The sequence below is a fragment of the Salinibacterium sp. G-O1 genome, assembly GCF_030063305.1.
GTDB lineage: Bacteria > Actinomycetota > Actinomycetes > Actinomycetales > Microbacteriaceae > Rhodoglobus.
The window spans coordinates 278,383-304,492 of record NZ_JASISV010000003.1 but is presented as its reverse complement, the minus strand read 5'-3'; the positions used below and the strand labels follow the sequence as shown (position 1 = coordinate 304,492).

At 65.8% G+C, this 26,110-nt stretch carries 28 protein-coding genes, 1 tRNA gene and 1 pseudogene; 9 read left to right on the top strand and 21 right to left on the bottom strand.

The features are described from left to right. Positions 1 to 60 precede the first annotated feature (60 nt). Genes QMG83_RS13105 through QMG83_RS13095 form a run of 3 tightly spaced genes read right to left on the bottom strand, consistent with a single transcriptional unit; the run spans position 61 to position 5,256 of the window. Positions 61 to 1,902, bottom strand: coding sequence for an alpha/beta hydrolase family protein (locus QMG83_RS13105; protein ID WP_283505849.1), 1,842 nt, complete (start codon positions 1,900 to 1,902; stop codon positions 61 to 63). Between the two features lie 36 nt (positions 1,903 to 1,938). Next, on the bottom strand, positions 1,939 to 3,456 hold the full coding sequence (glpK, locus tag QMG83_RS13100; RefSeq protein WP_283505848.1) for a glycerol kinase GlpK: 1,518 nt from the start codon (positions 3,454 to 3,456) through the stop codon (positions 1,939 to 1,941). 42 nt (positions 3,457 to 3,498) lie between these two features. After that, complete coding sequence (locus tag QMG83_RS13095; protein WP_283505847.1) at positions 3,499 to 5,256, bottom strand: glycerol-3-phosphate dehydrogenase/oxidase; 1,758 nt, start codon at positions 5,254 to 5,256, stop codon at positions 3,499 to 3,501. 124 nt (positions 5,257 to 5,380) lie between these two features. Here QMG83_RS13095 and QMG83_RS13090 point away from each other — a divergent pair, with 124 nt between their 5' ends. Beyond that, positions 5,381 to 6,337 (top strand): sugar-binding transcriptional regulator, encoded by a 957-nt coding sequence (locus tag QMG83_RS13090; protein ID WP_283505846.1) that lies wholly within the window; start codon positions 5,381 to 5,383, stop codon positions 6,335 to 6,337. Between the two features lie 71 nt (positions 6,338 to 6,408). Here the strand turns inward: QMG83_RS13090 and QMG83_RS13085 are convergent. From QMG83_RS13085 to galU, 4 genes are all read right to left on the bottom strand, one after another. After that, a tRNA-Ala gene (locus tag QMG83_RS13085) sits at positions 6,409 to 6,481 on the bottom strand. Between the two features lie 69 nt (positions 6,482 to 6,550). Next, entirely contained in the window at positions 6,551 to 7,411 is an 861-nt protein-coding gene (locus QMG83_RS13080; RefSeq protein ID WP_283505845.1) for a hypothetical protein, read from the bottom strand. Positions 7,412 to 7,602: 191 nt separating this feature from the next. Next, positions 7,603 to 8,253 carry a GNAT family N-acetyltransferase gene (locus tag QMG83_RS13075; RefSeq protein WP_283505844.1) on the bottom strand — a complete coding sequence of 217 codons (651 nt, stop codon included), beginning with the start codon at positions 8,251 to 8,253 and terminating at the stop codon, positions 7,603 to 7,605. A gap of 1 nt (position 8,254) precedes the next feature. After that, positions 8,255 to 9,145, bottom strand: coding sequence for a UTP--glucose-1-phosphate uridylyltransferase GalU (gene galU / locus QMG83_RS13070; RefSeq protein ID WP_283505843.1), 891 nt, complete (start codon positions 9,143 to 9,145; stop codon positions 8,255 to 8,257). 39 nt (positions 9,146 to 9,184) lie between these two features. On the opposite strand from galU, the gene QMG83_RS13065 reads away from it, so the two are divergent. From QMG83_RS13065 to mscL, 3 genes are read left to right on the top strand one after another with little or no spacing between them, the layout of a single operon-like run. After that, a complete protein-coding gene (locus QMG83_RS13065; protein ID WP_283505842.1) occupies positions 9,185 to 9,763 on the top strand; it encodes a 5-formyltetrahydrofolate cyclo-ligase in 579 nt (192 codons plus the stop codon). 17 nt (positions 9,764 to 9,780) lie between these two features. Beyond that, positions 9,781 to 10,095: an FmdB family zinc ribbon protein gene (locus QMG83_RS13060; RefSeq protein WP_283505841.1), complete on the top strand. Its 315-nt coding sequence runs from the start codon at positions 9,781 to 9,783 to the stop codon at positions 10,093 to 10,095. Between the two features lie 8 nt (positions 10,096 to 10,103). After that, the gene (gene mscL / locus QMG83_RS13055; RefSeq protein WP_283505840.1) at positions 10,104 to 10,547 is read left to right on the top strand and encodes a large conductance mechanosensitive channel protein MscL; all 444 of its coding nucleotides are present in this window, start codon (positions 10,104 to 10,106) and stop codon (positions 10,545 to 10,547) included. 85 nt (positions 10,548 to 10,632) lie between these two features. Here mscL and QMG83_RS13050 read toward each other — a convergent pair whose 3' ends face one another. Together QMG83_RS13050 and QMG83_RS13045 are read right to left on the bottom strand one after the other, a co-directional pair. Continuing rightward, positions 10,633 to 10,818 (bottom strand): hypothetical protein, encoded by a 186-nt coding sequence (locus QMG83_RS13050; protein ID WP_283505839.1) that lies wholly within the window; start codon positions 10,816 to 10,818, stop codon positions 10,633 to 10,635. Beyond that, a complete protein-coding gene (locus tag QMG83_RS13045) occupies positions 10,818 to 14,618 on the bottom strand; it encodes an AAA family ATPase (protein WP_283505838.1) in 3,801 nt (1,266 codons plus the stop codon). The genes QMG83_RS13050 and QMG83_RS13045 overlap by 1 nt, the downstream gene beginning before the upstream one ends. A gap of 84 nt (positions 14,619 to 14,702) precedes the next feature. Between QMG83_RS13045 and QMG83_RS13040 the strand changes: the two genes are divergently transcribed. After that, entirely contained in the window at positions 14,703 to 15,989 is a 1,287-nt protein-coding gene (locus QMG83_RS13040; protein ID WP_283505837.1) for a coiled-coil domain-containing protein, read from the top strand. A 91-nt stretch (positions 15,990 to 16,080) separates the two neighbouring features. Here the strand turns inward: QMG83_RS13040 and QMG83_RS13035 are convergent, their stop codons facing one another. Further along, entirely contained in the window at positions 16,081 to 16,362 is a 282-nt protein-coding gene (locus QMG83_RS13035; protein WP_283505836.1) for an iron-sulfur cluster assembly accessory protein, read from the bottom strand. Positions 16,363 to 16,845: 483 nt separating this feature from the next. On the opposite strand from QMG83_RS13035, the gene QMG83_RS13030 reads away from it, so the two are divergent. After that, complete coding sequence (locus QMG83_RS13030; protein ID WP_283505835.1) at positions 16,846 to 17,109, top strand: hypothetical protein; 264 nt, start codon at positions 16,846 to 16,848, stop codon at positions 17,107 to 17,109. 22 nt (positions 17,110 to 17,131) lie between these two features. Here the strand turns inward: QMG83_RS13030 and QMG83_RS13025 are convergent, their stop codons facing one another. Then, a complete protein-coding gene (locus QMG83_RS13025) occupies positions 17,132 to 17,989 on the bottom strand; it encodes an aldo/keto reductase (RefSeq protein WP_283505834.1) in 858 nt (285 codons plus the stop codon). A 115-nt stretch (positions 17,990 to 18,104) separates the two neighbouring features. Beyond that, a complete protein-coding gene (locus QMG83_RS13020) occupies positions 18,105 to 18,476 on the bottom strand; it encodes a DUF1801 domain-containing protein (protein ID WP_283505833.1) in 372 nt (123 codons plus the stop codon). A gap of 70 nt (positions 18,477 to 18,546) precedes the next feature. Between QMG83_RS13020 and QMG83_RS13015 the strand changes: the two genes are divergently transcribed. Continuing rightward, positions 18,547 to 19,206, top strand: coding sequence for a class I SAM-dependent methyltransferase (locus tag QMG83_RS13015; protein ID WP_283505832.1), 660 nt, complete (start codon positions 18,547 to 18,549; stop codon positions 19,204 to 19,206). On the opposite strand, the gene QMG83_RS13010 is transcribed toward QMG83_RS13015, so the two are convergent. From QMG83_RS13010 to QMG83_RS12980, 7 genes are all read right to left on the bottom strand, one after another. Beyond that, positions 19,207 to 19,794 (bottom strand): DUF305 domain-containing protein, encoded by a 588-nt coding sequence (locus QMG83_RS13010; protein ID WP_283505831.1) that lies wholly within the window; start codon positions 19,792 to 19,794, stop codon positions 19,207 to 19,209. Positions 19,795 to 19,876: 82 nt separating this feature from the next. Beyond that, the gene (locus QMG83_RS13005; RefSeq protein ID WP_283505830.1) at positions 19,877 to 20,776 is read right to left on the bottom strand and encodes a F510_1955 family glycosylhydrolase; all 900 of its coding nucleotides are present in this window, start codon (positions 20,774 to 20,776) and stop codon (positions 19,877 to 19,879) included. A gap of 88 nt (positions 20,777 to 20,864) precedes the next feature. Continuing rightward, positions 20,865 to 21,470, bottom strand: coding sequence for a DUF305 domain-containing protein (locus QMG83_RS13000; RefSeq protein ID WP_349358007.1), 606 nt, complete (start codon positions 21,468 to 21,470; stop codon positions 20,865 to 20,867). Between the two features lie 88 nt (positions 21,471 to 21,558). Beyond that, complete coding sequence (locus QMG83_RS12995) at positions 21,559 to 21,996, bottom strand: DUF6153 family protein (RefSeq protein ID WP_283505829.1); 438 nt, start codon at positions 21,994 to 21,996, stop codon at positions 21,559 to 21,561. A gap of 63 nt (positions 21,997 to 22,059) precedes the next feature. Next, on the bottom strand, positions 22,060 to 22,389 hold the full coding sequence (locus tag QMG83_RS12990) for a heavy-metal-associated domain-containing protein (protein ID WP_283505828.1): 330 nt from the start codon (positions 22,387 to 22,389) through the stop codon (positions 22,060 to 22,062). Between the two features lie 86 nt (positions 22,390 to 22,475). Beyond that, entirely contained in the window at positions 22,476 to 23,930 is a 1,455-nt protein-coding gene (locus tag QMG83_RS12985; RefSeq protein WP_283505827.1) for a multicopper oxidase family protein, read from the bottom strand. Further along, positions 23,930 to 24,151 carry an SHOCT domain-containing protein gene (locus QMG83_RS12980; protein WP_283505826.1) on the bottom strand — a complete coding sequence of 74 codons (222 nt, stop codon included), beginning with the start codon at positions 24,149 to 24,151 and terminating at the stop codon, positions 23,930 to 23,932. The genes QMG83_RS12985 and QMG83_RS12980 overlap by 1 nt, the downstream gene beginning before the upstream one ends. 101 nt (positions 24,152 to 24,252) lie before the next feature. Here QMG83_RS12980 and QMG83_RS15430 point away from each other — a divergent pair. Then, positions 24,253 to 24,426, top strand: a pseudogene (locus QMG83_RS15430) (SGNH/GDSL hydrolase family protein); the annotation flags it as partial. Positions 24,427 to 24,508: 82 nt separating this feature from the next. Then, positions 24,509 to 25,000, top strand: a complete 492-nt coding sequence (locus QMG83_RS12975) for an SGNH/GDSL hydrolase family protein (protein ID WP_349358004.1) — start codon at positions 24,509 to 24,511, stop codon at positions 24,998 to 25,000. Here QMG83_RS12975 and QMG83_RS12970 read toward each other — a convergent pair. Together QMG83_RS12970 and QMG83_RS12965 are read right to left on the bottom strand one after the other, a co-directional pair. Then, entirely contained in the window at positions 24,987 to 25,790 is an 804-nt protein-coding gene (locus tag QMG83_RS12970) for a ceramidase domain-containing protein (protein WP_283505825.1), read from the bottom strand. The genes QMG83_RS12975 and QMG83_RS12970 overlap by 14 nt on opposite strands. Further along, a complete protein-coding gene (locus QMG83_RS12965; RefSeq protein ID WP_283505824.1) occupies positions 25,787 to 26,104 on the bottom strand; it encodes a DF family (seleno)protein in 318 nt (105 codons plus the stop codon). The genes QMG83_RS12970 and QMG83_RS12965 overlap by 4 nt, the downstream gene beginning before the upstream one ends. Positions 26,105 to 26,110 lie beyond the last annotated feature (6 nt).

Sequence of the window (26,110 nt, the reverse complement as noted above, 5' to 3'; positions counted from 1 at the left end):
GACCCGCGTGAGCGGGCCGAGGCCTCCTGTCATCAACCGGCCACCACGACCGGCTGAAGGTTAGTACGTAACCGTCAACGTGTTCGTGACCGAGATGATGGTCACGATCGCGGCGTTGATGAAGCCCGCGATGTACGGGTTTCCGGTGACGCGGTAGAGCTTGCGCGAGATGACGACCGTCAGGATCAGGATCAGGATGACGGGGAACAGCCAGATGCTGAAGATGCCGCCGAAGCCCGGGATGGTCTGACCCGTGATGAAGAACGTCATGTACTGCACGATGACGAGCACGATCGCCGCGAGAGCGGTAAACAGTGCGATCGCCGCCGTGTTGCCCCACTCCTTGCCACGAATCGTGAACCGGTTGAAGACGTTGACCGCGACGGAGCTTGCCACGAAGTACGCCAGGAAGAACGGCACGTAGAGCAGCGCGATCCACAGCTTGTCAGGACCGAACGCCTTGATCGCGATAACCCAGAACCGGAAGTCGGTCTTGAAGAAGTAGTCGACGATGAAGACGAGGCTGAACGAGGCGGCCACCACCACGGCGGCGAGACCGATGCCGTGGAAGAACGTGCGCCATCCCGGCAGCAGTCCGGCAGCGCGCAGATCCATACCGTTCTTGCGGCCGTACGCGAAGTACGAGACCGCGAGCACGATGGCCACTGCGACGGCGTTGATCAAGGCCCATAGCGCCACGAAGAACACGGCACCCTGGGTGAAGATGGTCGGCGTCGCGTTGAACGCGATTCCCTGAATCCACGGCGTCTGGCTCATCAGCACCCAGCTGGCGCCCGAGATGAAGGCGAGAACAACCAGACCGCCCCAGAACCAGGTCAGGCCCTTGCGGGTGTTGGCGACGATGGCGCGGGGTTCTGCGATCCGCAAGCCGGCGAAAGCGCGCGTGTGAAGCATGGCGCGAGCGAAGGCGAGCACGAAGATCCAGAAACCGATGATTCCCAGGGTCGTGAAGGCTTCCTTGACCTGCCAGATCTGGCTTCCGGACGCGATGGGGTTCGGCGCACCGAACGCCTCGTTGAAGAACTCGATCTGGCTGGCGACGGTCGTCTTCGAGATGGTTCCCCACGGGTGAGTTTCGGCCGGGGTGTAGACGACGCGGAATGCATCCTTGCCGTCGACCTTGTCGTCGTAGAACGTGCCGGCCTCGCGGGTCTCTGTGCCCTCGGCGCCGAAGTTCAGGAACGACTGGGCGTTCGGGGTGTCGATGTACTCGCGCGGCGGGGTGAGAACCGCTCCCTCAGGGCTGTAGCTGCGGAAGAAGAACTCGTCGTACTGGTCGGCGACGATTCCGACATCGCGGGTGCCGTACACGTTCGTGTACGCACCGTCGGCGTCGGTGTAGACACCGTCGTTGTCGACGAGCAGCACTGCGGCGATGAGCGGCTTGTCTGCCGCGTCATCCAGCGGGATCGAGAAGTTCGCAGCACGCGCACCGTTCGAGTGACCTGAGACACCGATCTTGTCCTGCTCCACGTACGGCAGGTTTGCGACCAGCTTGACCGCGTCGTACATTCCGGTACCACCGGCGGTGATATCTGAGTTCACCAGGTAGTCGGAGTCACCGTGGCCGTACATGTCGATGGAGACCACGACGTAGCCGCGACGAGCGAGCTCGACGAAGTTGGCATCCTGCATCTCCTTGTTGTTCCACCACCCGTGGGAGACGATGATCGCGGGGGCAGGGTTGTCGGCGGACACGCCATTCGGCTTGTAGAGCAGCGCGCTGAGCGACTCACCGGTGGAGGTCTCCCAGCTCATGTCCTTGACCGTGATGGTGTACGCCGAGGTCTGGACGAGGGATGCCCCGACCGCAGACAGCAGCACCAACACCAGCGATAAGGCCAGCCAGAACTTGTTCTTTTTATACAGTGCGGGTTTCATTCCACTCCTTTGTGATTGGGTCATTGCAAAATTCCTCTAGATTTCCACGTCGTCGTCGACCCAGCCCATGGTCTTGGTCACGGCTTTCTTCCAATTCCGGTAGAGCTGGTCTCTCTCAAATCCGGGCATCTCGGGCGTCCATCGCTTTCCTTCCGTCCAAATATCGATGACGTCCTGCTGCCCCTTCCAGAAGCCGACGGCGATTCCGGCAGCAAACGCAGCACCGAGAGCTGTGGTCTCGGTGACACGGGGGCGGATGACATCCACCCCGAGCTGGTCGGCCTGGAACTGCATGAGCAGTTCGTTGGCGACCATTCCCCCGTCGACCCGAAGTTCGGCGAGGTCCACCCCCGCGTCCGCGTTCATCGCGTCCATCACCTCACGGGTCTGGAACGCGGTTGCCTCGAGCGCGGCACGGGCGATGTGGTTCTTGGTGACGTACCGGGTCAGTCCGAGCAGCGCGCCTCGGGCATCCGGTCGCCAATATGGTGCGAACAGGCCGGAGAAGGCCGGCACGAAGTAGGCGCCGCCGTTGTCGTCGACCTCGCGGGCCAGCTTCTCGATGTCCGGCGCATCGGCGAACATGCCGAGGTTGTCGCGCAGCCACTGCACGAGAGAGCCCGTGACGGCGATGGAGCCCTCGAGCGCGTAGACCTGGGGGGCGTCGCCGATCTTGTAGCAGACAGTAGTAAGCAGGCCGTTGGTGCTGTCGACGCGACGCGTGCCCGTGTTCAACAGCAGAAAATTGCCGGTGCCGTAGGTGTTCTTCGCCATGCCCTCGCTGAAGCACGCCTGGCCGAAGGTGGCCGCCTGCTGGTCGCCCAGGATGCCCGCGATCGGCACACCCGGAAGCATCCCGTGCTGGCGACCCACGCCGTACACCTCGGACGACGACCTGATCTCGGGCAGCATCGACATCGGGATGCCCATGTCTGCGGCGATGTCCTCGCGCCACTGCAGGGTGTCGAGATCCATGAGCATCGTGCGCGACGCGTTGGTGACGTCCGTGACGTGGATGCCACCTTCGGTGCCGCCCGTCATGTTCCACAGCAGCCAGGTGTCCATCGTGCCGAACAGCAGCTCGCCCTTCTCGGCCGCCTGGCGGGCGCCGTCGATGAACTCGAGGATCCACGCGATCTTCGGGCCGGCGAAGTAGGTGGCCAGCGGCAGCCCGACGATCTTCTTGTAGCGATCGGGGCCGTGCTCGCCGGCGAGTGTCTCGACGATCTTCTGGGTGCGGGTGTCTTGCCAGACGATGGCATTGGTGACCGGGACGCCCGTGTGCCGGTTCCACACCACCGTCGTCTCACGCTGGTTGGTGATGCCCACGGCTACGAGGTCGTCTGAGGTCAGGTTGCCCCGGGTGAGGGCGATGCCGGTCGCCTCCCGCACCTTCGCCCAGATCTCGAGCGGGTCGTGCTCGACCCACCCGGCGCGGGGGAAGATCTGCTCGTGCTCGAGCTGGCCGACGGAGACGATCTCTCCGGAGTGATCGAACACCACTGCCCGGGAACTCGTGGTTCCCTGGTCGATCGACATCACGTACTTCTGCATAAGTTCTTATCTCTCCGTTGAGCGTGTATGTGGTGTCGCGCGTTAGTGGTGCGCGGTGGCGCCCAGGTCGACCATCGGCACGATCTCGACGGCGGCCGCCCTGGCGCGGGAGGCGCTTGCGTCGTCCGGCTGGGTGGCGGCGTCCGCATCGGCGGCTGCCCTGAGGCGGTAAAGCTCGGTCTCGCGCGCGGCCTGCTCGTCACTCCAGCCCAGCGTGACCCTGGCCAGCTCGGCAACCTCGGGCAGGGCATCCATGCCCTCGTTGAGGTATTCGTAGACCATGCGCGTGCGGCGCATCATGAGGTCGTCCAGGTGCAGGGCACCCTCGTGGGTCATCGCGTAGACGAGCTCGGCGCGCAGATAGGCGGGTGCGTGCTCGAGGGGCGTGGCGAGGTCGGGGTCGCGCAGGGCGATCTCGGCGATGTCGCGGATGTTCGCACCGTAGCGGTGGAAGAGGTGATCGGTCATGGCGGCGCTCCAGCCGAGGCCGGTAATGATCGACTTCAGCTCGCTCTTGGCAGCAAGGAAACCCTCGGCGCCCACCAGCGGGATGTGGCGGGTGACCGACTTCAGGCGCTTCGCATCTGATCCGATCGCAAAGTCGACGGCATCCTTGGCCATCACCCGGTAGGTCGTGAACTTGCCGCCGGCGATCGAGACAAACCCGGCAACTGTCGAGGCGACGGTGTGCTCGCGCGAGACCTTCGCCGACTGGGTGCCCGATTTGGTGCCCGGCTGCAGCAGCGGTCGAAGCCCGGCCCACGTGCCGACGATGTCGTCGTGGCTGATCGGACGGGCCAGCACCTTGTTGGCCTCGGCGATGACGTAGTCGATGTCGGCGGCGGTGGCCACCGGGTTCATCAGGTCTTCGGTCCACGGGGTGTCGGTCGTGCCGATGGCCCAATACCGCGACCACGGGATGACGAACAACACACTCTTGGAGGTCTGCAGGATGAGCCCGGCGTTGCCGTCGATGCGGTCGCGGGGAACGACGATGTGGATGCCCTTGGACGCCAGCACCCGCAGCCCGCCGTCCTTATCGGCGAGTGACTGCGACTCTTCGGTCCAGACACCGGTCGAGCTGATGACCGACTTCGCCTTGACGGGGAAGGTGACGCCAGTCTCGAGGTCCATCAGAATGGCTCCGTCGACGGCCCCTGCCGCGTTACGCGTGAGCTCAACCACCTGGGTGCGCGAGGCAGCGTGGGCGCCGCGCTCAACCGCCGTGCGCATCACGGTCAGCACGAAGCGGGCGTCGTCGACGTTCGCGTCCCAGTACTCAACGGCGCCGACCGCAGCGGTCTGGGCGAAGTCCGGGAACGTCTCGGTGAGGGCAGCGCGTGACAGGTGGCGGTGGAACGGAAGCGCCCGCTTGCCCGTCCTGATCGTGGCGAGCAGGTCGTAGAGCAGGATGCCGGCACCAACGAAGATGCGCTCAAACACCCTGCGACGCAGCGGGTACAGGAACGGCACCGGGCGCACGAGGTGGGGCGCGATCTCGGTCAGCAGCAGGTCGCGCTCCTTGAGCGCCTCGAGCACGAGCTTGAAGTCGAGCATCTGCAGGTAGCGCAGGCCACCGTGCATGAGCTTGCTCGAGCGGCTGGAGGTGCCGGACGCCCAGTCCTGCGCCTCGACGACCGCGGTCGACAGACCACGGCTCACGGCATCCAGTGCAATACCGGCGCCGGTCACTCCCCCACCGATGACGAGGATGTCGAGCTCTTCGCCGGGCGTTGAGCTCGCCACGAGACGGGCGAGAGCCCGGTCACGCGACTCTGAAGTGAGGCGGCTGTCAGTCATGGGGAAGATCCTGAACGTCAAATCAAGGTGCGCCGTCTTCGGCGCCGTTGCCCACCGTACTACGCTGTACCCACTGCTTGGCAAATTGAGCAGCTAACTTGCACGTATGTGCAGAAAGGGCCCGATGGACCGCGAAGAGACTCTGCTGGCCGCGTCATCCATGTATTACCTGCAGGACCTGAAGATGGAGACGATCGCCAGCCGGCTGCACATGTCACGCTCGAGCGTCTCGCGACTGCTGAAGCAGGCGAGGGCGAGCGGACTCGTCGAGATCACCCTCCGCCCCACGCCCAGCCGCGCCCCAGGAGTCGGCCAGTACATCTCAACCCAGTTCGCCGTGGAGGTCTATGTCGTGCCGGTGCTCGATACCGCGACCGTGGAGGATCGGCTCGAACAGGTCGCCATGACCACCGCGCGAATGCTCACCGGGTGGATGGACTCCGACATGATCCTCGGCGTCGCGTGGGGCACCACTCTGAGTGCCATTGCCCAGCATTTGGGGCGGAAACCGACACTGGGGAGCGCGATCGTGCAGCTCAACGGCGCGGCCAACAACCGAACATCCGGAGTGGAATACGTCGGAAGTCTCATCTCACGATTCGGGGAAGCGTTCGACGCGAGCGTGCATCTGTTCCCCGTTCCCGCGTTCTTCGACTACGCCAAAACCCGCAAAGCCATGTGGCGCGAGCGCTCCATCGCGCGCGTGCTCGACGTGCAGCGCCGCGCCGACATTGCGCTGTTCTCGATCGGGGCGGTGGCCGGCGAGGTGCCCAGCCACGTTTACTCCGCGGGGTACCTGGAGAGCGACGACATCCGGACCCTCGAAGCCGAGGGCGTCGTGGGCGACGTGTGCACGGTGTTTCTGCGTGCCGACGGAACGTACGAAGACCTCTCGCTGAACGAACGTGCAACCGGGCCGACCCCCGCCGAGCTCAGGCGAGTGCCGCGGCGGGTATGCGCCGTCGCCGGCGACAGCAAGGTCGTGCCGCTGCTGGCTGCCCTTCGCGCCGGAGTCATCACGCACCTCGTCGTCGACGAGCTGACGGCGACCAAACTCGTGCAGCTGGATGCTGGGAGCTGAGGGGCCCACTACGACCTCGCAGGGGTTAAGCAAAGAACGCCGCCAGAGCCTGGCGGCGTTCTTTTATGCGGTGGACCCTAGGAGATTTGAACTCCTGACCTCCTCGATGCGAACGAGGCGCGCTACCAACTGCGCCAAGGGCCCCTGCGCCTTGCGGAGCAGTGCGTTAGCAAGGTTATCACCTGCCGACGGACCGACGAATCAGCCCGAACCTCAGCCGACGGCGCGACGGCGAGCGAGCACGGCGTCGATATCCGGCGCGGCGGTGGTGGCGTCATCCACGATGCCCATGCGGGCGAAGCGGCTGGGTGCGGCGACCGGGGCGGGCGGTTCGACCTGGACGGTCGTGACCTCCTGCTGGGCCGAGCGCACCGCATGCTCAGCCTGCGCCGACGCGAGCTTGAGGGCGGCAGACGGGTCGGCGACGGCCGCCGTCGGCGCGAGCGAACGCGAGAGGTACAGCGGCTTGGGAACGGGAACCGGTGTCCAGCTCGCCTCACGCTCGGCAACCACCTCGGTGCGAGCAGGTGCACGGCTCATCGACGTGCGGCGGGCCCGCGGAGTGCTGACGATCTCCCGGTCGTGGGCGGCCGCTGCGAGGCGACCCAGGAGCGACAGCGAGCCGAGGCCAGCAGCCGTGCTCACGGCAAGAACGACCCAGGACGCGACAACAGCGCCGGCCGTGACGATCAGCGCGAGCTGCACCACCGTCGCCACGATCGCCACCAGCAGCACCGCCGCGAAGACGGCACGACTGCGGCGCAGGCGGCGCGCGGCGAGCGCACGAGGATCCTCTGCCGGTTGTGCAGGGCGCACCGGTCCGACCGCAACCGGGCCCTGCCTCAGCTCGGCACGCTGAGCCTGGGCAAGCTGCTTCGCCGCAAGGTTGGCCCTGACGGCATCCGGAATCTCGGCACTCTCAGCCAGCACACGGATGGTCTGCTGCAGGCGCACGGCGTTGCGCTCGGTGGCCAGGTATTCGCGGCGCTTGAACCAGTTGGGCACGAGGTAAGCCAGCCAGAGGGCAGCGGCGATCGCGAGCATGAGCCCGCCGCCTGCACCCGTAAGTTCCATAGCCATACGGTACGAGCCGGGAGGCCTCTTGACGCGGCACCACGCGGATGCAACACGCACCTTCGTTCATAACTCCTGCAAATCGCGGGATGGCGCAGCGCACTACCCCGGCATTTTGGGCCCGCGGTGGTGCGGCCGGCTCGGCGAGAGTTACGAACATCGCGCGGCGGCGAGTGCGGCGGGGCGGAACGTCAGGGAAGCAGCGGTCGCGCTGCCCTGGCGCGGTCGGCCGCAGGAACCTCGGCGTCGGCCGGCACGGCCTTGCCGTCGAGCCAGCGGCGAAGCACGCCGGTGGGCAGCTCATCCACGGTCAGCGCGAAGCAGAAATGGTCGCGCCAGTCACCGTTGATGTGGATGTAGCGCCGCCGAAGCCCCTCGTATCGGAAGCCGAGCTTCTCGACGACGCGCAGGCTCGGCTCGTTCTCGGGCCGGATGCAGATCTCCATGCGGTGAAGCCCCACGCCGAAGAAGCAGTGGTCGGTCGCCAGCGCCACCGCGGTCGGGGTCAGGCCTTTTCCGGCGAACCGCTCAGAGACCCAGTAACCGATGGTGGCCGACGACAGCGATCCGTAGGCGATGGATGACACGTTCAGCTGCCCGGCAAGCTCACCGTTGTACTCGATGACGAACGGCAGCCCGAAACCGGCGCGCGCATTCTGCTGCAGGCTCCGGATGCTCGACCGAACGTCGAACGACATCGGGCCGTGCGGGTTGGTGGCCTCCCACTTGCGCAGCCAGGCGCGGTTCTCTGAGAGCTCACGCTCGAGAGCCCTGGCGTCGCGCAGCCGGATCGGGCGAATCGTCGTCCGGCCCTCGGTCAGCGTGGGGATATTTGAGGCCACGTCAGTCGAGATCGGCCGAGAACTGCTTGAGCCACGGCCGGAGCTCCGGTCCCAGGTCGTCACGCTCAACGGCGAGCTGCACGATCGCCTTGATGTAGTCGACCCGGTCACCCGTGTCGTAGCGTCGTCCGCGGAAGACGACCCCGTACACGCCGCCAGCGATGTTATCGGTCGCCATCGTCTGCAGGGCGTCGGTCAGCTGGATCTCGTTGCCCTTACCGGGCGCGGTGTGCTCGAGCACATCGAACACGTCCGGCTGAAGCACATAGCGGCCGATGATGGCGTAGTTGGAGGGGGACGTGCCCGGTGCCGGCTTCTCAACCAGCCCGGTGATCTTGACGACGTCGGGCGTTCCCGTGTTTTCGACGGTGGCGATGCCATACAGATGGGTCGACGAAGGATCGACCTCCATCAGCGCGATCACGCTCGCGTTGCGGCTGTTCTGCTCCTCGATCATCCGCGAGAGCAGCACGTCGCGGCTGTCGATGAGGTCGTCGCCGAGCAGAACGGCGAACGGCTCGCGGCCGACGTGCATCTTCGACCGCAGGACGGCATGGCCGAGCCCGCGAGGGTCGCCCTGGCGCACGTAGTGCATGTCGGCGAGGTCGTTGGAGAACTCGACCTGCTTGAGGCGCTGGGTGTCGCCCTTCATTTCGAGCGTGGCCTCGAGCTCGGTCATCCGGTCGAAATGGTTCTCGAGCGCGTTCTTGTTGCGGCCGGTGATCATGAGTACGTCGGTGAGGCCGGCCGCGACGGCTTCCTCTACTACGTACTGGATTGCCGGCTTGTCGACCACCGGCAACATCTCTTTCGGCATCGCCTTCGTTGCGGGTAGAAACCTTGTTCCAAGGCCCGCTGCGGGGACCACTGCTTTTGTTATGCGAAATGCCATGAGCACAGGTTACCGGCAGTCTGCTCATAGTATGAGTGGGTGTCCGATGACCTCAGTCTCGAAAAGCGCGCGATGCGCGCGGAACTTCGCGAGCGTCGTCGCATCCTGACGACGACCGGCCGCACCGATGCGAATGCCGCGATTACGCAGAACCTCATCGCCCTCGCAACCAGGCTGGAGGCGCGCTCACTCTCCGCATACCTGTCGACACCGGATGAGCCGAGCACCCGCGAGTTCCTGGCGTGGGCTCACTCCCAGTCGATCAGGGTTCTTCTGCCCATCTCCCGCTCCGACGGGCTGCTCGACTGGGCCGAGTTCGATGGCTCGGACGAGTTCGAGGACGACCTCGGCATGCCGGCGCCGACCAGCGAACCGCTCAGCCCCAATGCGCTCGACGAGATGGATCTGATCATCGTGCCCGCGGCATCCGTCGACCGCACAGGAATGCGCATGGGCTGGGGTCGCGGCTACTTCGACAAGACCCTCGGATCGATGCAGCAGTGCCCACCGGTCTATGCTGTGATTTTCGACGATGAGCTTGTGGATGCCGTCCCCAGCGAACGGCACGACCAGCGCATCAACGGCGTGGTGACCCCCTCAGGCATCGTAGACCTCTGATTTTCTAAGGATTTCGTGTGCCCACATACTCTTACCGCTGCACCGAGTGCGAGCGCGCGTTCGACATCGTGCAGGCCTTCACCGACGACACCCTGACGGTCTGCCCGACCTGCGGAGGCAAACTCCGGAAGGTGTTCTCGCCGGTGGGCGTCTCGTTCAATGGGTCGGGCTTCTACCGCACCGATTCGCGGTCGGGATCAACCGGCGGCGCAACCTCCGCTGCCCCCAAGACCGAATCGTCGAGCTCGTCCACCGAGAAGTCGGCGCCCAAGAAGGATGCGACCAAGCCGGCCGCATCCACAGGCAGCTCCTCGGGGAGCACAACAAGTTAGGAAGCACCATGCTGAAGGGTTTCAAGGAGTTCATCCTTCGCGGCAACGTCATTGACCTCGCCGTCGCCGTCGTTATCGGAACTGCTTTCACCGCAATCGTCAGTGCAATCGTCGACGGTGTCATCAATCCTGCGATCGGCGCACTGTTCAACGCGTCGGATCTGGCCAAGGCCTTCCCGCTCACCATCCCGACTCTGTCCGGCGGCGAACCGGCGGTCATCTACTTCGGCGCCGTGCTCGCGGCGGTCATCAACTTCCTGCTGGTCGCCTTCGTCGTCTACTTCGGGCTCATCGTGCCCGTCAACGTGCTCAAGAAGCGCGCTGAAGCCCGTAAAGCCGTCGGTGGAGAAGTTGTCGAGACCCCTGTTGAGGCCGAGGTCGCTCTTCTTACCGAGATCCGCGACCTTCTCGCCAGGCCCGTCGTCGATTCGGGCAAGCACACCGAGAGCTGAGTTCGCGCCGCCAGACGGCGTCGAGACCTCCACTTTTGTTGCGTCATCCTGATCCCAGACCGCAAAAGTGGAGGTCTCGGCAGGCTCAGCCCCAGTGGGGTGGCTTGTCGCGGCGCAACTGCTCGTCGTTCTCCGTCGACGCGTGGCGCGGAGGCTCCGGCAGCGGTGTCGGGTCTGATCCTGGCGGCGGTTTCGTGCTGGCACGGCGACGACGGATGCGCGGGGCTGGCGTAGCTTCGTCACCCTCGTCGGGCGTGACGTCGCCCGTCATCAGGAGTTCTTGGGGGCGGGACCGATCACCGTGATCGGCTCGGTCACCGGCGACGGGTCAGCACCGAGCAGCACCGCGACCTTGGCGGCCACAGCCTCCGGGTCGCTGAACAGCTCGAAAGCGTGCACGCGCAGGTAGTGCCATCCGAGTCGCCGAAGCAACTCAGGGCGCAGGCGCAGCGATTCGCGCAGGCTCGACTTGTGCAGCACGGTGTCGGTTTCGATCGCGACACACATCCCACCCCGGGATGCCACCAGCCCCAGTTTTCCCCGATGCCCGAGTGCGACGTTGAGCCCTCTAACTCTGAGTCGCTGGGCCAGATCGACAAGCATCGGCTCGCTGTCGTCAGGAACGGGCACTGCCGCCTGACGTGCGCCGACCTCGCCGAGGATTTCTGCCAGGGCAACCGCGCCGTGACGCATGCGGCCGTCGTCGAGGTCATCCGGCTTGAACGAGCTGACGATGACCATCGAGCGGCGTGCCCGAGTCATGGCGACGGCCAGCAGACGCTCGCCGCCAGGCTCGCCCAGCGCGCCGAAGTCTGAGAGAACCCGACCGTGCGGGGTGCGGCCGTAGCCGATGGAGAAGATCACCCGGTCGCGGCTCTGCGCGACGGCATGGTCGATCGTCGACACGGCGAACGGCTCCGGGCGGTCGTTGATGACGAAGTCGACCAGGCTTGAACGGGTTCCCGCGGCATCCAGCACCGCCTGCATCACCCGGTCGGCATGCTTCTGGCTCGCCGTGATCACCATCAGTGATTCGTGCGGGCGCTTCATCGCGTGGTCGAGCACCAGGTCGACGACCCGCTCGACCTCGGCGTCGGGGCTCTCCACAGCGCCGGAGTCAGGGTCGGGCATGCCATGACCATTAACCACGTAGTCGAGCGCCAGGCTGCCGTGACCGAGGAAGCTGCCGGCCCACGGGAGGGAGACGATCTTTCCACCGTAGAAACGGCGGTTGACCAGCTCGGCGAGATCCTCGCCGCCCGGGCGGTAGCTGCGGGTGAGCGACAGGGTCGGCAACAGCCCGCCGAGGCGGGCGAGGGCGGAGTTGGAGTGCAACTCATCGCGAGACTCGTCGGTGTCTGTGGCCGCGTCAGCGTCATCCGCTGCCCGATCGAAGATGCCGATCTCGAACGCGGCCGGGGTCTGCGTGACGGGGTCACCGAACGCAATGACCTGCTTGGCACGGCGGATGGCACCGGCGTTCTCTGCGATCGTCGTGGCTCCGGCATCCACCACGATGACCACGTCGAACGGCATGGTGTCGACGATCGACGGTGTCTCGTACGGCGAGGCGAGCCACACGGGCGCTACCGTGCGCGATAGGTGGGGCGCCGTCGTCTGCAGGTCGAAGGCCGAAACCGTCTCGCGCGCGAGCATGCGCTTGAGCAGCGTGGCCTCGTCCGGCCAGTCGACGAGACCGATCTTCCAGTTCTCGGCCAGCTGCCAGCTCAACTGCTGCGCGTTGCTCTGCGCGTGAGCCTCATCGACGAGCCGGAAGTCGGCCTCGAGACGGTCGAGCACCGGGGTGTTTGCACCCAGCAGCGCTTTCTCACTCTCGAGCATCGACTCAAGCGCCGACTTCCACCACGAGAGTTCGAGTTCGGCGGCCACGTCGTTCTCGGGCACGTGGCGGCGGGCAAGATCCTCGATCAACGGGTCGAGTTCGAGCTCCCGCAGCGACGCCATCAGGGTGGTGCGCTCCTGCAGGTTGTGCAGCACATCAGACTCGGCGGCCAGGCTCGACAGCTTCTCGAGCAGGAAAGGAATCTGCAGCGCACCAAGCTGGGCTTCGCGACTGGAGAGCCCCAGTGGCTGATCGAGCTCGGACAGGTCGTGCGCGACATCGTTGAACGCGGCCTGCACGTGACCGATACCGACCGGAACCTCCGGCGTCGCGCCCTCTGCCACGAACCGGTGCCAGAGCACACGCTGTTGCTGGATGCGCACCAGAGCCTGGTTGAGGTCAGGAACTCGAACGCCGGGGCGAACGTACTCCATGGCGAGCTTCTTGAGCCTGCGACGGTTGCCGCGAGCCATGTCAGGGAAATCTTTCCTGGGGGCGGTGGCCGCAATCAGCTCGGTGATCGATCGGTCGAAAACCCGGGGCAGGAACTTGTCGAGGGTGTCGCGCAGGTCGGTGAGCAGTCGCAGGTAGATGCCGAGCTCGCTGATGTTCTGGAACGGGCGCATGTGGGTTTTCGAGATGAGGTGCATCCCGGCCTCCACGAGCTCCGGCACGCTCAGGTGGAGCCGCTTGGCGATCTCGTGCGCACGGAGGGCCTCTTCGCCGCTGGAGAACTGGGCTCCGTACCACGGCGAATCGCCGGGACCGTAGCGGAACTCGCCGAGCCTGGCGGCGGCGACCATGATCTCTGCCGCTCGGGAACGATCGCCCGCCAGCAGCTCGACAGAGCGGCGTGACAGTCGCGCGGTGGTGGCCGGCGGGTTGGGCAGCAACGCGAGTCTGCTCAACTCGGTAACGCAATCGAGCACCGAAATTCCGAGCCCCGGATCGCTCTTCGACAACCCGAGACGGTAGTCGAGCAGCACCTTGCGCAGCCTGACCAACGCCTCATCGACCTCACCGACGGCCGGATGCGTGGCCTTCTCGCTGCGCGAGATCGAGCGGATGATGTCGCGACGCAGCGTGCGCGGTGACACGGCGATGCCGGGAAGCCCGATGTCGCTGAGGCGGTCGGAAATCGACAGAAGGGATGCGCGGCGCGCACTGGAGACGAGAACACGCTTGTTCTGCGCCACCAGGGTGCCGATCACGTTCACGATCGTCTGCGTGCCGCCGGTGCCGGGCAGGGTCTTCACGACGATCGAGTTGCCCGCGGCGATCTGGGCGATCACGTTCTCCTGCTCGGAGTCGGCATCCAGCAGCAGGCTGTCGGTCTGCGGAGCGCGCTCGTCTGCGGCGATCGACTGCACGGGGGCGTAGCCCTCTTCGATGGTCCAGCGGGCGGAGGTGTTGCCGGCGAGCGCGTCGAGCACCGGGTGGTCGAGGAGCACCGCGTCAGAGCTGAGGCCGCTTGCGACGTCGGCGAACGACGAGACGATGAGCCGGGGGCTGACGGTGAAACGCTCGAGGTGCGAGGTCAGCCCTCGAAGGCGATCGATGACCGGATTTGGCTTGAAGGTGCCGTCGTCGTCCGTCAGCGCAACAAAGGCGTGCGCGTCAAGCCGCAGGTCGAACTGGTCATCCAGCGCCTTCGCGAGGGCGGGGTTGAGGTAAGCGGAGCCTCGCAGCTTGACCTCGAAGTCGCGACCGTGGCGTCGGATGGCGAGTGGCCGCAGCAGCACAGGAGCACGGAAGTCGCTGACGCCGTGACGCCACTCCGCGATGCCGATGCCGAGGTGAACCGAATCGATGCCACGCGCGGTCTGCAGCTCCAGACCCTTGGCCGCGATAGCGCCAGCGGCGAGCTTCGCCGCCCGAAGGGCGAGGTCATCCCGAATCAGATTCGACAGCAGCGTCGTCTTGCCGGTGATGAACTGCGCGAGCCCACCCGGATGCGTCGCCGAAAGTTCGATGTGCGTGCGCGGCGAGTCGTCGAACTGCAGCAGGGGGTTGCGGCCACCCACGTCGGCAAGTTCGGCACGCCACTCGGTCCACACCGGCTCGGCCACATTGCCGGCGACGAGGTTCGGATCACCCAGACTGACGACGTGCGGCGCAGTCACCTGCGGCGGAACGACAACGTGATTCGCGGCGGGGTCGTTGGAGCCCGCCTGCTGCTCATCAGGGTCAACAGTGAAATCTTCGGAAGGTTTGTTGGCGCGCCACACATCGCAACCTTAAGTCGCCTCTGCGCGAAAAGCCCGCTGGCACACCCGGGTTTCGCATAACCGTGGCGCCGTACAATACGAATCATGGATGTGGTCACGGGCATCGTGGTAGCCGTAGTGACAGCACTGTTGTTGGTTGGCGGCGGTGTCGCCGTCGGTTTCACCGCCCTTTTTCGCCGGCGCGGTGATCGCAGCATTGCCGCGTCGACATCCACTGGCTCGCCCGCGTTCGGCTTCGGGTCGGCCTCCATCGCGGAGCTGAGCACGCGGGCCGGCAGCGCGCTGGTGCGACTGGATGACGCGGTGCGCACCGCCGATCACGAGCTCGGATTCGCGATCGCGCAGTTCGGCGCCGAGCAGTCGCGAGAGTTCGGACGGTCGATCGCCGCAGCCAGGGCCAAACTCGCCGAGGCATTCCGTCTGCGCCAGGCACTCGACGACAGCACGCCAGACAGCGAGCGCCAGCAGCGGGAGTGGACCCTGCAGATCATCGCCCTGTGCGACCAGGCGGAAAAGATTCTTTCCGATCAGGATGCCGCGTTCACTGTTCTGCGCCAGCGCGAGGTGGGCGCGGCCGACGCCCTGACCGAGCTGCGGTCGCGCATCGCGGCCACACGTGAGCGGCTCCCACCGGCACGTGCGACCGTTGAGCGGCTGGCATCCCGCTACTCCCCCGCGGTCGTGGCTGGGGTCTCCACCAATGTCTCGCGGGCCGAAACGGTGCTGGCGGAGGCGACGTCGCTGGCGGATTCCGCGGCACCAGCCGTGACGGAGACCGGGGTCAGTGCGGTCTCGGCCACGCTTCAGGATGCCTCGCAGGCAGCCCACCGCGCCGAAGAGCTGCTCGACGCGATCGACCTCGCCGAGCGCGACCTCGCGGCCGCAGACCAGGCGTTGGAGGCGCTGCGTGCCTCCACGCGCTCCGACCTGGACGAAGCGCGGCGGCAACGAGACACCGCGCCCGACGCCGAAACGGGTCGCGCGATCATCAACGCGATGGCGGAGGTCGACGGTGTCATCGAGGCGCAGGGCGGCCCGCGGGATCCGGTCTCAGAGCTGGACAGATTGGGGGCGGCCGTGGCCCACCTCGACCTCGCGCTGGCAAGCGCACGCAACCAGGCAGATCGCCTCACGCACGCTCGCGCCGCGTATGCGGGAACGCTCGTGTCGGCCGCCAGCCAGATCGCCGTCACGCGGGAACTGATCGGCTCGCGGGGTGGCGGGGTGAGTGCGCGCACGAAACTCGCCGAGGCCGAGCGGCAGTACGCGCTCGCCCAGGCGGAGACAGATCCCGTCGAGGCGCTCGACGCGGTTCGCCGCGCCGTCACGCTCGCGCGCGATGCGGACGCCCTGGCGCGCTACAGAAGTTAGGCGTTCCGGGTCGAGCGCGCCGGTTGGGCGCCACGGCGTGCGTGCGCACGGCCGCGGCGACGCCGAACCGGCGCGCTCGGGGGTGGGAGCTTTAGCGGGAAGTCAGCGCAAAGGTGACAGCGCCTTCGGCTGTGACCTCGGCGTCGAGCACCTTGTCATCGAGAGCCTTGGAGGCGTTCGGCTCGAGGAACACGCGGGCTCCGGATGTCTCGACAACCGAGTCACCGGGCTCGGCAGCGGCGACGACCGCGACGGTGAAGTTGGTGGCGTCCTCGGCGGTGCCGTGGATGCGCAGGCCGGCCGCATCGGCCTCTGGCGCCTTCTCGACGATGGATTTGACGACGGTCGTGGCTGTATCTGTGAGTGTGAGCATGGAATTCGTCCTCCCGTTTGGCAAGCATTGTCGTGCTGTGAAGTCAGCCACGCTTCCGCACTTGGCGACGAGCCTCAAGCTGAGAGCCAGACTCGGAGGGGATACACATGTTCGCGAGGTGGGCGCACGGGCGTGGTGAATTTCAACGGTCGCGATATTTTTCTTGCGCTCGACTGCACCCAGTCGTACCGTAGTTTCACGCGACCAGCGAAGGGAGGCCACCATGTTCATGATCCGATTCTCGGCATCAACTCGCACCCCAGGCTTCCTGCGGAGCGCAGGCGACATTCGCCGCGCACCCCGCCCCCTCGGCTAGCGAACTCGGCCACCCGCAGGTGGCTCGCCCCGAACCAGCCCCCAGATCAGCACAGCATTTTTGCAGTCTGCGAGCCGCATCCTCTTCCGGCCGCTCGTTCGGCATCCCAGCGTCACCCCGGGCACTCGCACTGGGTGGGCGCGCAGTTGCACACAGAAAGCACGCTCATGCGTACAACCACGACGACCGTCCACGGTCGTCACATCCACCCATCACCTCAACCCGTCGCCCGACCGCTGCCGCCACAAAGGGTCGCGTTGCTCGACAGGTTTGCCCTGCACGTTGGTCTCGCCCTGATCAGGTGGGGTCGCCGATCGCACTCCAGCCTGACGCACGAGCACGGTGCCCATCGCGTCGAGCAGGCCCTCGCGATCCGGTCGCGCGAGCTCGCGTGGGAACGCTCTGCACGGCTCACCCTGCCGCCGCGGTAGTCCGCGGTGGCAGGGGCACCGCCTAGCGCGAGAGCCGCTCCACCTCGTCGTCGGTGAGCTGGAGTTCGGCTGCCTTCACGGAGTCAAGGATGCTCTCGGGGCGCGATGCACCCGGAATCGGGATGACGACCGGCGCAAGGGCGAGCTCCCAGGCGAGGCAGACCTGCTGCGGGCTCACGCCGTGCGCGTCGGCCACGTCCTGGAAGTGCGCCCACTTTCCGCCGAGCTCTTTCGCTCCGGAGATGCCGCCGAGGGGACTCCACGGCAGGAAGGCGATGCCGAGCTCCGCACACAGCCTGAGTTCGGGCTCGCTGGAGCGGAACTTCGGCGAGAACTGGTTCTGCACCGAGACCAGCCGACCGCCGAGGATGTCGCTGGCCAGCCGAATCTGATCGGGATCTGCATTCGAGATCCCGGCCATGCGGATCGTGCCGTCGTCGAGCAGGTCGCGGATCGCACCGACCGAGTCCGCGTAGTCGACCTCCGGGTCGGGGCGGTGAAACTGGTACAGCCCGATCGACTCGACTCCGAGGCGTTTCGCTGAGGCTTTCGCGGCATCCTTCAGATACTCGGGATGCCCGTCCTGCGCCCAGGGGCCGGCGGTCGGTCGCAGGTGTCCGCCCTTGGTCGCCACGAGAATGCCGGACGTGTCCGAGCCCCACGACGCCAGCGCCTCCGCGATGAGCGACTCATTGTGCCCAACGTCTACACCAACCAGGTGGTACGAGTCTGCGGTGTCGATGAGCGTCACACCAGCATCGAGAGCGGCGTGAATCGTGGCAATCGAGCGCTCACGATCGGGCCGCCCCTCGATCGACATGGGCATGCCGCCCAGTCCGATCGAGCTGACCTGTACGTCGCCAATGGTGCGTTGCTTCATGGATGACCATCCTTCGGTGTCACGGAGAATTCCGTACCTTCACACTAGGTTCGACACCGTCACCCGCCGGGGGCGTTGACGCCGTGACGGTTTTGGCCTACCGCAGCCTCGGCTGCTACTTCTTCGCGCGCTCCTGAATGTGCGCGATGGCGGCGCGGATGAGATTCTGCAGCGACTCGGCGGAGGTCGCATCATCCTCGAAGAAGTCGATGGCCCGGCGCTTGTTGCCCTCTAATTCGGCGTTGAAGAGCCCGTCGGGGTCGGCGAGAGCCGCGCCATCCATGAAGACCAGCTTCGCCTTGTTTTTGTGGATGTTGCCGACGCAGATGATGCCGCCGAGCTCCCAGACGGGAGAGCCCATCCACTTCCAGGTTTCGACGATCTGCGGGTCTGTCGCCAGGATCGTCGCGCGCAGCTTTGCCAGCATGTCGCCGCGCCAGTCTGGGTTGTTCGCGATCAGGTTGTCGATCTCTTCACCGGGGGTCACGGTGGGAATCGTACTCCCCCGCCGACAGCCGCGAATTGCCCTCGAACGGGCGCCCGGCCACGATGGGAGCATGAGCACAGCCGACCGCACTCCGACAGCCGCCGAGTATTGGGAGAATCGCTACCTCGAGGGCGGCAAGACGTGGAGCGGCAACGTCAACGCCGCGCTGCAGCGTGAGGTCGGCGGAGTCGCGCCCGGCACCGCCCTCGACCTCGGCAGCGGCGAGGGTGGCGACGCCCTCTGGCTGGCCCGAAACGGCTGGTCCGTGACGGCGGTGGACATCGCGCCAGCAGCGCTCGCGATTGGTGCCGCGGCCCAGCAACCCGGCGACGACATCACGTGGGTGGCCGCAGACCTCGGCGCGTGGCATCCACCGACCACCTACGACCTCGTCACCGCCTGCTTCCTGCACTCGAGCGTCGAGCTGCCGCGCGACGAGATTCTGCGGCGGGCTGCCGAGGCCGTGGCTCCCGGTGGGCTGCTGCTGATTGTGGGCCACTCCGGTGTGCCGCATTGGGTGGATGCCGATGCCGCAAACCACCACCACGCCGCCGCCGAAGAGCTGCCGACGCCCGACGAGGTGCTCGCCGTGCTGTTCGACGACAACCCGCGCCTCGCGCTGTCCGACTGGACGGTGCTCACAAACGGCCTCATCGAACGGCCGACCGTGGCGACGGACGGATCCGCCGCCACGATGGTCGATGGCGTGCTGAAGCTGCGGCGTAACTAGCTAGCGCGCGGAACTGAAGTCGGGGACTGGGCGCTGGTCGGCCTCCTCCTGTGTGGTGGCCTTGCCGTTGGCAGCGATGTCGTCGACGAGCCAATTCATCTCGGCGATCTCCTTCTCCTGCGCGTCGATGATCCCGTCAGCAAGCTCGCGAACCCGCACGTCGTCGAGGTTGGCCCGCCCACTGGTCAGGATGGCGATTGAGTGATGAGGAATCATCCCATCCATGTAAGCCACGTCGCCGACCAGTGCCTGCGACCGGGACAGCCCAAGGCCCGCCCCGCCCAGAACCAATGCGACCAGGATGATCGCGATGTTGACCTTGACGTTGCGGTACATCATGGCCCACATGAAACTCAGCATGATGATCGCCATTGCCGAGCCCATCAGCAGAGCCATGTAAAAGCGCTCCTCGCTCCACCGCACGTGATCGATGCTGAAAACGTTGGTGTACGTGAGCAGAAACATCACCGTCGTCGAGGTGAGAATCATGGCTCCGAACAGCAGGTACATCCGCCGCTGGTTGTGTTCGCCGCCCTGATGCTTGTCGGCGGTTGTCTTGCTCTGCTCGCTACTGCTTTCGGGGTTCATCGAAATGTCCTTTCGCTTGTCCGGTTCTTCGATCTTTCGCCGCGCCAGCCTCATCGCTCAAGGCGTTGACTGAACCGCGGCTTTACGCAACTACGGTCACCGCGACCCACGTGGCTCCGGCATCCTCGGTGAAAGAGATGCCGCGGTCATCTGCTACGTACACACGCTCACCGTCGGTGGCGAGGGCCTGCGGCATCCCGGTCACCGCGCCGCCCATGGTCCACGTGCCGGCAGCGTCATGCACCCAGATCCTGCCGGCGGTGTCCACCCCGGCGAGCGCGCCCACCGAGTCTGTCGCCAGGAGGTACAGCGCGGGGGCAGAGGTGTCGACGGTGAAGGTGGCTCCATCATCCATGCTGGCGGCGAGGCCCTCGGCGGTGGTGGCGTAGAGCACGTCGCCTGCGGCAAGGATGTCGCGGGCGACCAGTTCGGCACCGTCGCTCCAGGTGAGGCCGCCATCCAGACTGCGTTGGAGGTTCTGACTGGATGAGTCGATTCCGAACACCCGCGGCGAGCCACCACCATCCGTCATCACGGTGAGGGCGTGGAAATCGGTTTCGCCGGTTAGCGACACGTTGGTCCAGGTCTCGCCGAGATCGGTGCTCGTGATCAGCCCAAGGTTCGGGCTGCCGAACTCGTCGGGGGTGGTCGGCCCGGGATGTCCCGAGGCGTACGCAATACCGTCTGCAACGGCGAAGCCCATCGGGTCGAAGTCCAGACCGCCGACCGGTCCCGCCGCCGTGGAGTCGCCGTCCGGGCCGACGGTGAGCCGGTAGAGCCCGTCGTGCGTGGCGACCAGCAGTGTGCCGTCGCGCTCATCAGGCTGGAGTTCGTGGATGTGCTGGAACGGGGCGCCTGCCGTCGGTGACGCGGTGGGCACTGTGCTGGCGGAGGTGCAGCCGGTGAGAAGAAGGGTGGCGCTGAGGATGGCCGCGAGGCCGGAGCCGGCCAGGAGAGCGTGATTGCTGTTTCGGTGGAGCATGAGGATTCCGTTTCACAGTTCGGAGGTCGGTGTGGTGCGCGCTGCGGCGACCCGTGAAGGATCGCCGCAGCGCGCACAGTGGCATCAGCTAGAGCGAGCCGAGCAGCGTGTTCATGGTCGTGACCTCCGTGGTTTGACCGGACACGATCGCCTCTGCCAGTTCGATCGCGGCGGGGTTGTTTCCATTGTCGATCTCGAGCCCGGCCATCATGATCGCGCCCTCGTGGTGCACGATCATCTGCTCGAGGAAGAGTCGGCTGGCCTCGTCACCGGTGGCCCGGTCGAGTTCATCCATGTCGCTCTGCGACATCAGCCCGTCGCCGTGATCCATCCCCTCCATGCCGACCATGCCCTCCATAGCGGACTCGTCGTACTCGATGCCCCACTCAGTGAGCCAGCCCTTCATCGTGGTGATTTCGGGATCCTGGGCCGCCTTGATCTGCTGCGCCAGCTCGATCACACGCGTGTCGATGCCGTCTTTCGCCAATACGACGTCTGCCATTTCGACAGCCTGCTGGTGGTGAGGAATCATGCCGGAGGCAAACATCACGTCGGCCGAGTTGAACACCGCCGATGCTTCCGCGGAGGAGCTGGGGCTGGGGCTGGACGCCGAGTCTGCGGCCGAGCATCCGGCGAGAACAAGGGCGCTTACGAGGGCGCTGGAAATTAGCGCGATAGTGCGGAGTTTCATCATCGTCTTTCTTCGTTCAGTAGGTGGAGCTGATTCGGTGACCCCGATCCGGGGTTTCATGCGTGTTCTGGGCGCGCCAGAGCAGGCGGAATCAGGTTCTACTGATGCACAGAGCGTGAAGAGAGGGTGGGGCGGGCAGCGAAAGGGCCACCGCCTGGTCGACAATCGCGGCGATGCGTCTGCGCACGGGCGCCCAGGAGGTGATTACGCGCATCGCGCCGATCAGCAACACGGAGACCAACAGTGCCAGGATGCACGCCATCACCGTCATCGAGTGCTCGGGTGCGCACGGATCCCCGCAACTATCGGTTGCGGCCATCGCCGGGTCGCCAGCGACCACGGTCGCGTCGTGGTGGCTCAGAGCGGCGGTGGACGACACGGTGCTGGCGCTTCCGCCGTGTTCAAGGTTCAGAGAGTGCATGGTCAGCAGCCCAGCCATAATGGCCGTCACCGCCAGCAGACTGACCAGAAGATTGCGCCACAGAGCTCGGCGGGGCCGCAGCGCACGGCGGATCGCGCTCACACTCATTCTGTGCACCTCATCGGAATCAGCATAAGTCAGCACCCTGAACGATGTGGCCGGGACAGCGGGCTAGCCAGCTGCGAGCGAATACCCGGCTTGGGTCACGGCATCCCGAATGGCGCCGGGTTCGATCGGTGCGGAACTGACGACCATAATCCGGGAGGCTCCCCCGGCGTTCAGTTCTACGCTGACGCTGTCGACACCGTCGACGGCTGACACCTCTTCGGTGATGCTCGCCACGCAGTGGCTGCAGGTCATGCCTTCGACGAGGTAATGCTCACGGATCGCATCGGCCGCGGCCTCGGGAGCGGGCGCCGGGGTGCTGGCGTGACCGCAATTGCAGGCATGATTCTTGTCGGTGAGGCCAAGGTCTGCGCCAACGCTGGGGGAATTGCACATGTGGAGCTCCTTGTGTTCACGGTAGTAGCGAGGGAGGTATACCCCCATGGGGTATATGGTAACACCCATTAGCGATCTACTCAATCTCAGCCCACCGAGATGATGCCCATCATCCCCAGGTCTTCGTGGTCAAGGATGTGGCAGTGATAGACGGTGGTGCCGGTGATGCCGTCGAAGGCGATGCGCACCCGTGAGTTGCTCTGCGCCGGCACGTTCAGGACGTCCTGCCAGGCGGGTGTCTCGACGGCCTGGCCGCCGACCTCGATGACCTGCATCGGCCAGACGTGCAGGTGAAACGGATGATCCATCGGGCTCGTGTTGACGATCGTCCACTCCTCGATTGTGCCCGCGACAACGGACTGATCGATGCGCTCGGGATCGAAGGAACGTCCGTCGATGGTGAATCGCATCATCGCGCCGCCCATCCCCGCTCCACCCATCGCGAAGGTGAGCGTCCTCGCGCCGTCGAGCGGCTCGGATCGCAGGTCTCGCTCGACAGCGCTCGGAGCGCTCGGGAACGAGGCCACCGCGGAGCCGGAGACGGTCAGTGTGGCCAGGTCCACGACGCCGCCGGTCTGGGTGCTTCCGCCCATCATGCCCGCCGGGGAACCTCTATCCACGGGGTGCGTTTTCAGCACGGAGATGCCCTCCGCCATGGTCACGAGAACGTCGGCCCGGTTGCCGGGCATCAATGCGATCGACTCCACGTCGCGAGGCGCGGCGAACCGACCGGAGTCGACGCCCAGCAGCTGAAGCGCCTGGCCGTCGAGTCGCAGGTCGAGGTAGCGCGAGCTGCAGGCGTTGACGATGCGCCAGCGTTCCCGGTTTCCCGGCCGCGCACTCATGGTCGCCCCGACCTGGCCGTTCAGCAGCATGGTCGAGCCCTCGCGTCCCTGCATCTGATCCATCGCGAAGGCCGTCGCGATGGTGCCGGATGCATCGAAACTGACGTCCGACACGATGAGCACCCGTTCGACAGACGCAGGAATAGGCTCGGCCTCTTCCACGATGATGGCGCCGTAGAGTCCGCCGAATACCTGCTCGGCGGCCATCCCGTGGTGGTGAGGGTGGTACCAGTACATCCCCGGCGGATGGTCGGAGGAAATTTCGTAGCGGTAGTCGAAGGTCGCTCCCGGGTCGATGCGGATGAGCACGTTGTCGCTCGCTCCCTCCGGCGACACGTGGAGCCCGTGAGTGTGCAGATTCGTCGGATCGTCGAGGAGGTTCGTGTGTGTCACCGCCAGCGTGTCTCCCGGCCGCACCACGAGTGTCGGACCGGGCAGCGTGCCGTTGTAGGTCAGGGCGTTGACCCGGATGCCGCCGATGACCACCGGGGATCGGGCCGCGACGAGATCCACCGCGAGCAGGCCGTCGACGCTTCGAAGCAGTTTCGGCTGGGCAAGCTCGGACCCGTCCGGTGCGAGCGGCGGGGCACCGGGCGTCGACGAAAGCACCGTCACGAGGCCCGCACCCCCCGCAACGACGACGAGGGCACCAACCCCGCCCAAAGCCAGAGCGGTGCGGCGGCTGATGGGTTCCATTAGGTGTCCAGCCCGAGCGCGGAAAGCCGCTCCCGATACTCCTCAGTTGTTACCTCACCTCGTGCGTAGCGTTCGTCGAGGATCCGCTTTGGCGATGACGTTGAGCTGCTCGGTTTGCCGAGCAACCGAATTAGCACGATGACCAGGATCACAACCCCGACGACCACCAGCGCGCCAAAGCCCCACGCCCACCCGGCCATGCCGCTATAGCCCCAATTCATCTCGCCACCTCAACTTTCTCATTAGGTCTGCCCCAATCCTTGGCGGCTCCGCTCGCATTCGACAGAGCCATTGGTCCCGCCGGGTAGGCGAAGATGGAGGCATGGTCTATTCCAGCTACGTCGCCATCGGCGACAGCTTCACTGAAGGGGTCGGCGACGACCTGCCGGACGGATCGGTTCGGGGATGGGCCGACCTGGTGGCGCGTGGGCTCGCGCTCGCATCCCCCGACACGGTGACCTACGCGAACCTTGCGATCCGCGGGCGACTCCTCGCCCCCATCGCATCAGGACAAATGGATGCCGCGATCGCCCTGAACCCCGCACTGATCAGCATCAACCGGCGGGGGCAACGACATCATGCGCCCCCGTGTCTCGATCGCCGCTGTCGCCGACCAGCTTCTCGCAGCCGTGGATTCGGCGACCACCGCCGGAATCCACGTTGTGCTGGCCAGCGGCGCAAACCCGACCCGGCACATCCCGCTCGGGGCGGCCATCGAGAAGCGCGGCGACCAGCTCGCGCTGGCCGTGCGCGAGCGTCTGCCGCGTGACGGCGTCACCTGGGTCGACAACTGGGCGGATGCCGAGCTCGCGCAACTGCGCTACTGGTCGATCGACAAGCTGCACCTCAACGGCGCCGGCCACGCCTGCGTCGCCGGAAATGTGCTCGCCGCCCTCGGGGTGCCGATCCTCTCCCCCGCCGACGACGAGAACGACATCGCGCGGCCGCGCACCTCGGCCTACTGGCGGGAGTACGTGTTGCCGTGGATCGGACGGCGGCTCACCGGACGGTCGTCCGGAGACAACCGCGAGCCGAAAAGTGCGACCCTTCAGCCGGTCATCCTGGACTAGCCCCGTGCTGCGTGTCCCGATAGTGCGCCACTATCATCACGGCGGCGACAGCGCCGAGCAGATGCCAGATCGCGTGGCCCTGGATGGGTGACTGTGCCGAGCAGAAGAACGTCGTCTGGTCGAGAATCCAGATCACGTAGGCCACGACCATGGCGGCGACCCCGATCCAGATGAAGCGCACGTGTCGCGAGCGCGGTCTGCTGCCGGTGACAAACGGCATCAGTTCGAGCACGATTCCCGGCAGCAGCAGCACCACGAAGAGCACGCGCCGGGCATCCGGCACCAAAAATTGCACGACGGCCATCGACAGGCTGAGTGTGATGAACAGCGCCAACGCCGTGCGGGCGCCGAGCCTGCCGCTGCGGTACAGCGCCCCGAGCGCCAGCAGGATGCCGAAGATGTACATCGAGAAGATGTCGAGAAACTGACCGAAGAACGACAGCGTCGAATGGTAGAGAAAACTCGAGGCGCCGATGAAGACAAGCGCGGCACCGAAGAGCGGGGTGAGTCGACGTTCGGGTGATCCCACGGCCGGCCGCCGGGCGGCCACCAGGGTCCACACGCCGAGAAACACGAAGCCGAGCGAACTGACGGAATTGGCGAACTGCATCGGCACAACGCCCAGCGGGGCTTCGCAGAAGCAGCCAGTCTCCGTGCACGTTGCCGGTCGCTCGGCGAGGGTGCTGACATCCAGCCAGAGAGCCAACAGATAGATCAGCACCGAGAGCGCGATGCCACCGGCGAGCGCCACGACGACGCGGGCGACCGGTGACAGCGCGCCCGGTGTCATTGCGGCGACTGGTGGCTGAGAATCGCCTCGCGTAGTGCATCTTTGGTCGGAAGTCCCGCCGTGCGCTGACCGTTGCGGTAGATGCGGCACGCGAGGTCGGTCGTCGGTGCCGACCCTGGGTCGACATCCACTCCATCGATGAGGATCGTCGGCGAACCGGCAAACGCGACCTTCGCTGCGTCTTCCGGGGTGCGGATGAGGGTATAGGTGGGCTCGGCCCCAGCGATGCCGAGCTCGTCAATCAACTCGGTGATGACGCGACCCGCATCTTCCCAGTTGGGGCAGGCGTCGATGTGGAGTATGTCGATCTTCATCTCACC

What these genes read in the sequence shown, in the direction of transcription:
- QMG83_RS12995 (WP_283505829.1), bottom strand. Translation starts at nt 21,996, where the DNA reads ATGAGTGTGAGCGCGATCCGCCGTGCGCTGCGGCCCCGCCGAGCTCTG.
- QMG83_RS13095 (WP_283505847.1), bottom strand. Translation starts at nt 5,256, where the DNA reads ATGACTGACAGCCGCCTCACTTCAGAGTCGCGTGACCGGGCTCTCGCC.
- glpK (WP_283505848.1), bottom strand. Translation starts at nt 3,456, where the DNA reads ATGCAGAAGTACGTGATGTCGATCGACCAGGGAACCACGAGTTCCCGG.
- QMG83_RS12965 (WP_283505824.1), bottom strand. Translation starts at nt 26,104, where the DNA reads ATGAAGATCGACATACTCCACATCGACGCCTGCCCCAACTGGGAAGAT.
- QMG83_RS13030 (WP_283505835.1), top strand. Translation starts at nt 16,846, where the DNA reads ATGCGTACAACCACGACGACCGTCCACGGTCGTCACATCCACCCATCA.
- QMG83_RS13090 (WP_283505846.1), top strand. Translation starts at nt 5,381, where the DNA reads ATGGACCGCGAAGAGACTCTGCTGGCCGCGTCATCCATGTATTACCTG.
- QMG83_RS13025 (WP_283505834.1), bottom strand. Translation starts at nt 17,989, where the DNA reads ATGAAGCAACGCACCATTGGCGACGTACAGGTCAGCTCGATCGGACTG.
- QMG83_RS13080 (WP_283505845.1), bottom strand. Translation starts at nt 7,411, where the DNA reads ATGGAACTTACGGGTGCAGGCGGCGGGCTCATGCTCGCGATCGCCGCT.
- galU (WP_283505843.1), bottom strand. Translation starts at nt 9,145, where the DNA reads ATGGCATTTCGCATAACAAAAGCAGTGGTCCCCGCAGCGGGCCTTGGA.
- QMG83_RS12970 (WP_283505825.1), bottom strand. Translation starts at nt 25,790, where the DNA reads ATGACACCGGGCGCGCTGTCACCGGTCGCCCGCGTCGTCGTGGCGCTC.
- QMG83_RS12990 (WP_283505828.1), bottom strand. Translation starts at nt 22,389, where the DNA reads ATGTGCAATTCCCCCAGCGTTGGCGCAGACCTTGGCCTCACCGACAAG.
- QMG83_RS13035 (WP_283505836.1), bottom strand. Translation starts at nt 16,362, where the DNA reads ATGCTCACACTCACAGATACAGCCACGACCGTCGTCAAATCCATCGTC.
- QMG83_RS13105 (WP_283505849.1), bottom strand. Translation starts at nt 1,902, where the DNA reads ATGAAACCCGCACTGTATAAAAAGAACAAGTTCTGGCTGGCCTTATCG.
- QMG83_RS13010 (WP_283505831.1), bottom strand. Translation starts at nt 19,794, where the DNA reads ATGAACCCCGAAAGCAGTAGCGAGCAGAGCAAGACAACCGCCGACAAG.
- mscL (WP_283505840.1), top strand. Translation starts at nt 10,104, where the DNA reads ATGCTGAAGGGTTTCAAGGAGTTCATCCTTCGCGGCAACGTCATTGAC.
- QMG83_RS13005 (WP_283505830.1), bottom strand. Translation starts at nt 20,776, where the DNA reads ATGCTCCACCGAAACAGCAATCACGCTCTCCTGGCCGGCTCCGGCCTC.
- QMG83_RS13050 (WP_283505839.1), bottom strand. Translation starts at nt 10,818, where the DNA reads ATGACGGGCGACGTCACGCCCGACGAGGGTGACGAAGCTACGCCAGCC.
- QMG83_RS13000 (WP_349358007.1), bottom strand. Translation starts at nt 21,470, where the DNA reads ATGATGAAACTCCGCACTATCGCGCTAATTTCCAGCGCCCTCGTAAGC.
- QMG83_RS12980 (WP_283505826.1), bottom strand. Translation starts at nt 24,151, where the DNA reads ATGAATTGGGGCTATAGCGGCATGGCCGGGTGGGCGTGGGGCTTTGGC.
- QMG83_RS12975 (WP_349358004.1), top strand. Translation starts at nt 24,509, where the DNA reads ATGCGCCCCCGTGTCTCGATCGCCGCTGTCGCCGACCAGCTTCTCGCA.
- QMG83_RS13040 (WP_283505837.1), top strand. Translation starts at nt 14,703, where the DNA reads ATGGATGTGGTCACGGGCATCGTGGTAGCCGTAGTGACAGCACTGTTG.
- QMG83_RS12985 (WP_283505827.1), bottom strand. Translation starts at nt 23,930, where the DNA reads ATGGAACCCATCAGCCGCCGCACCGCTCTGGCTTTGGGCGGGGTTGGT.
- QMG83_RS13015 (WP_283505832.1), top strand. Translation starts at nt 18,547, where the DNA reads ATGAGCACAGCCGACCGCACTCCGACAGCCGCCGAGTATTGGGAGAAT.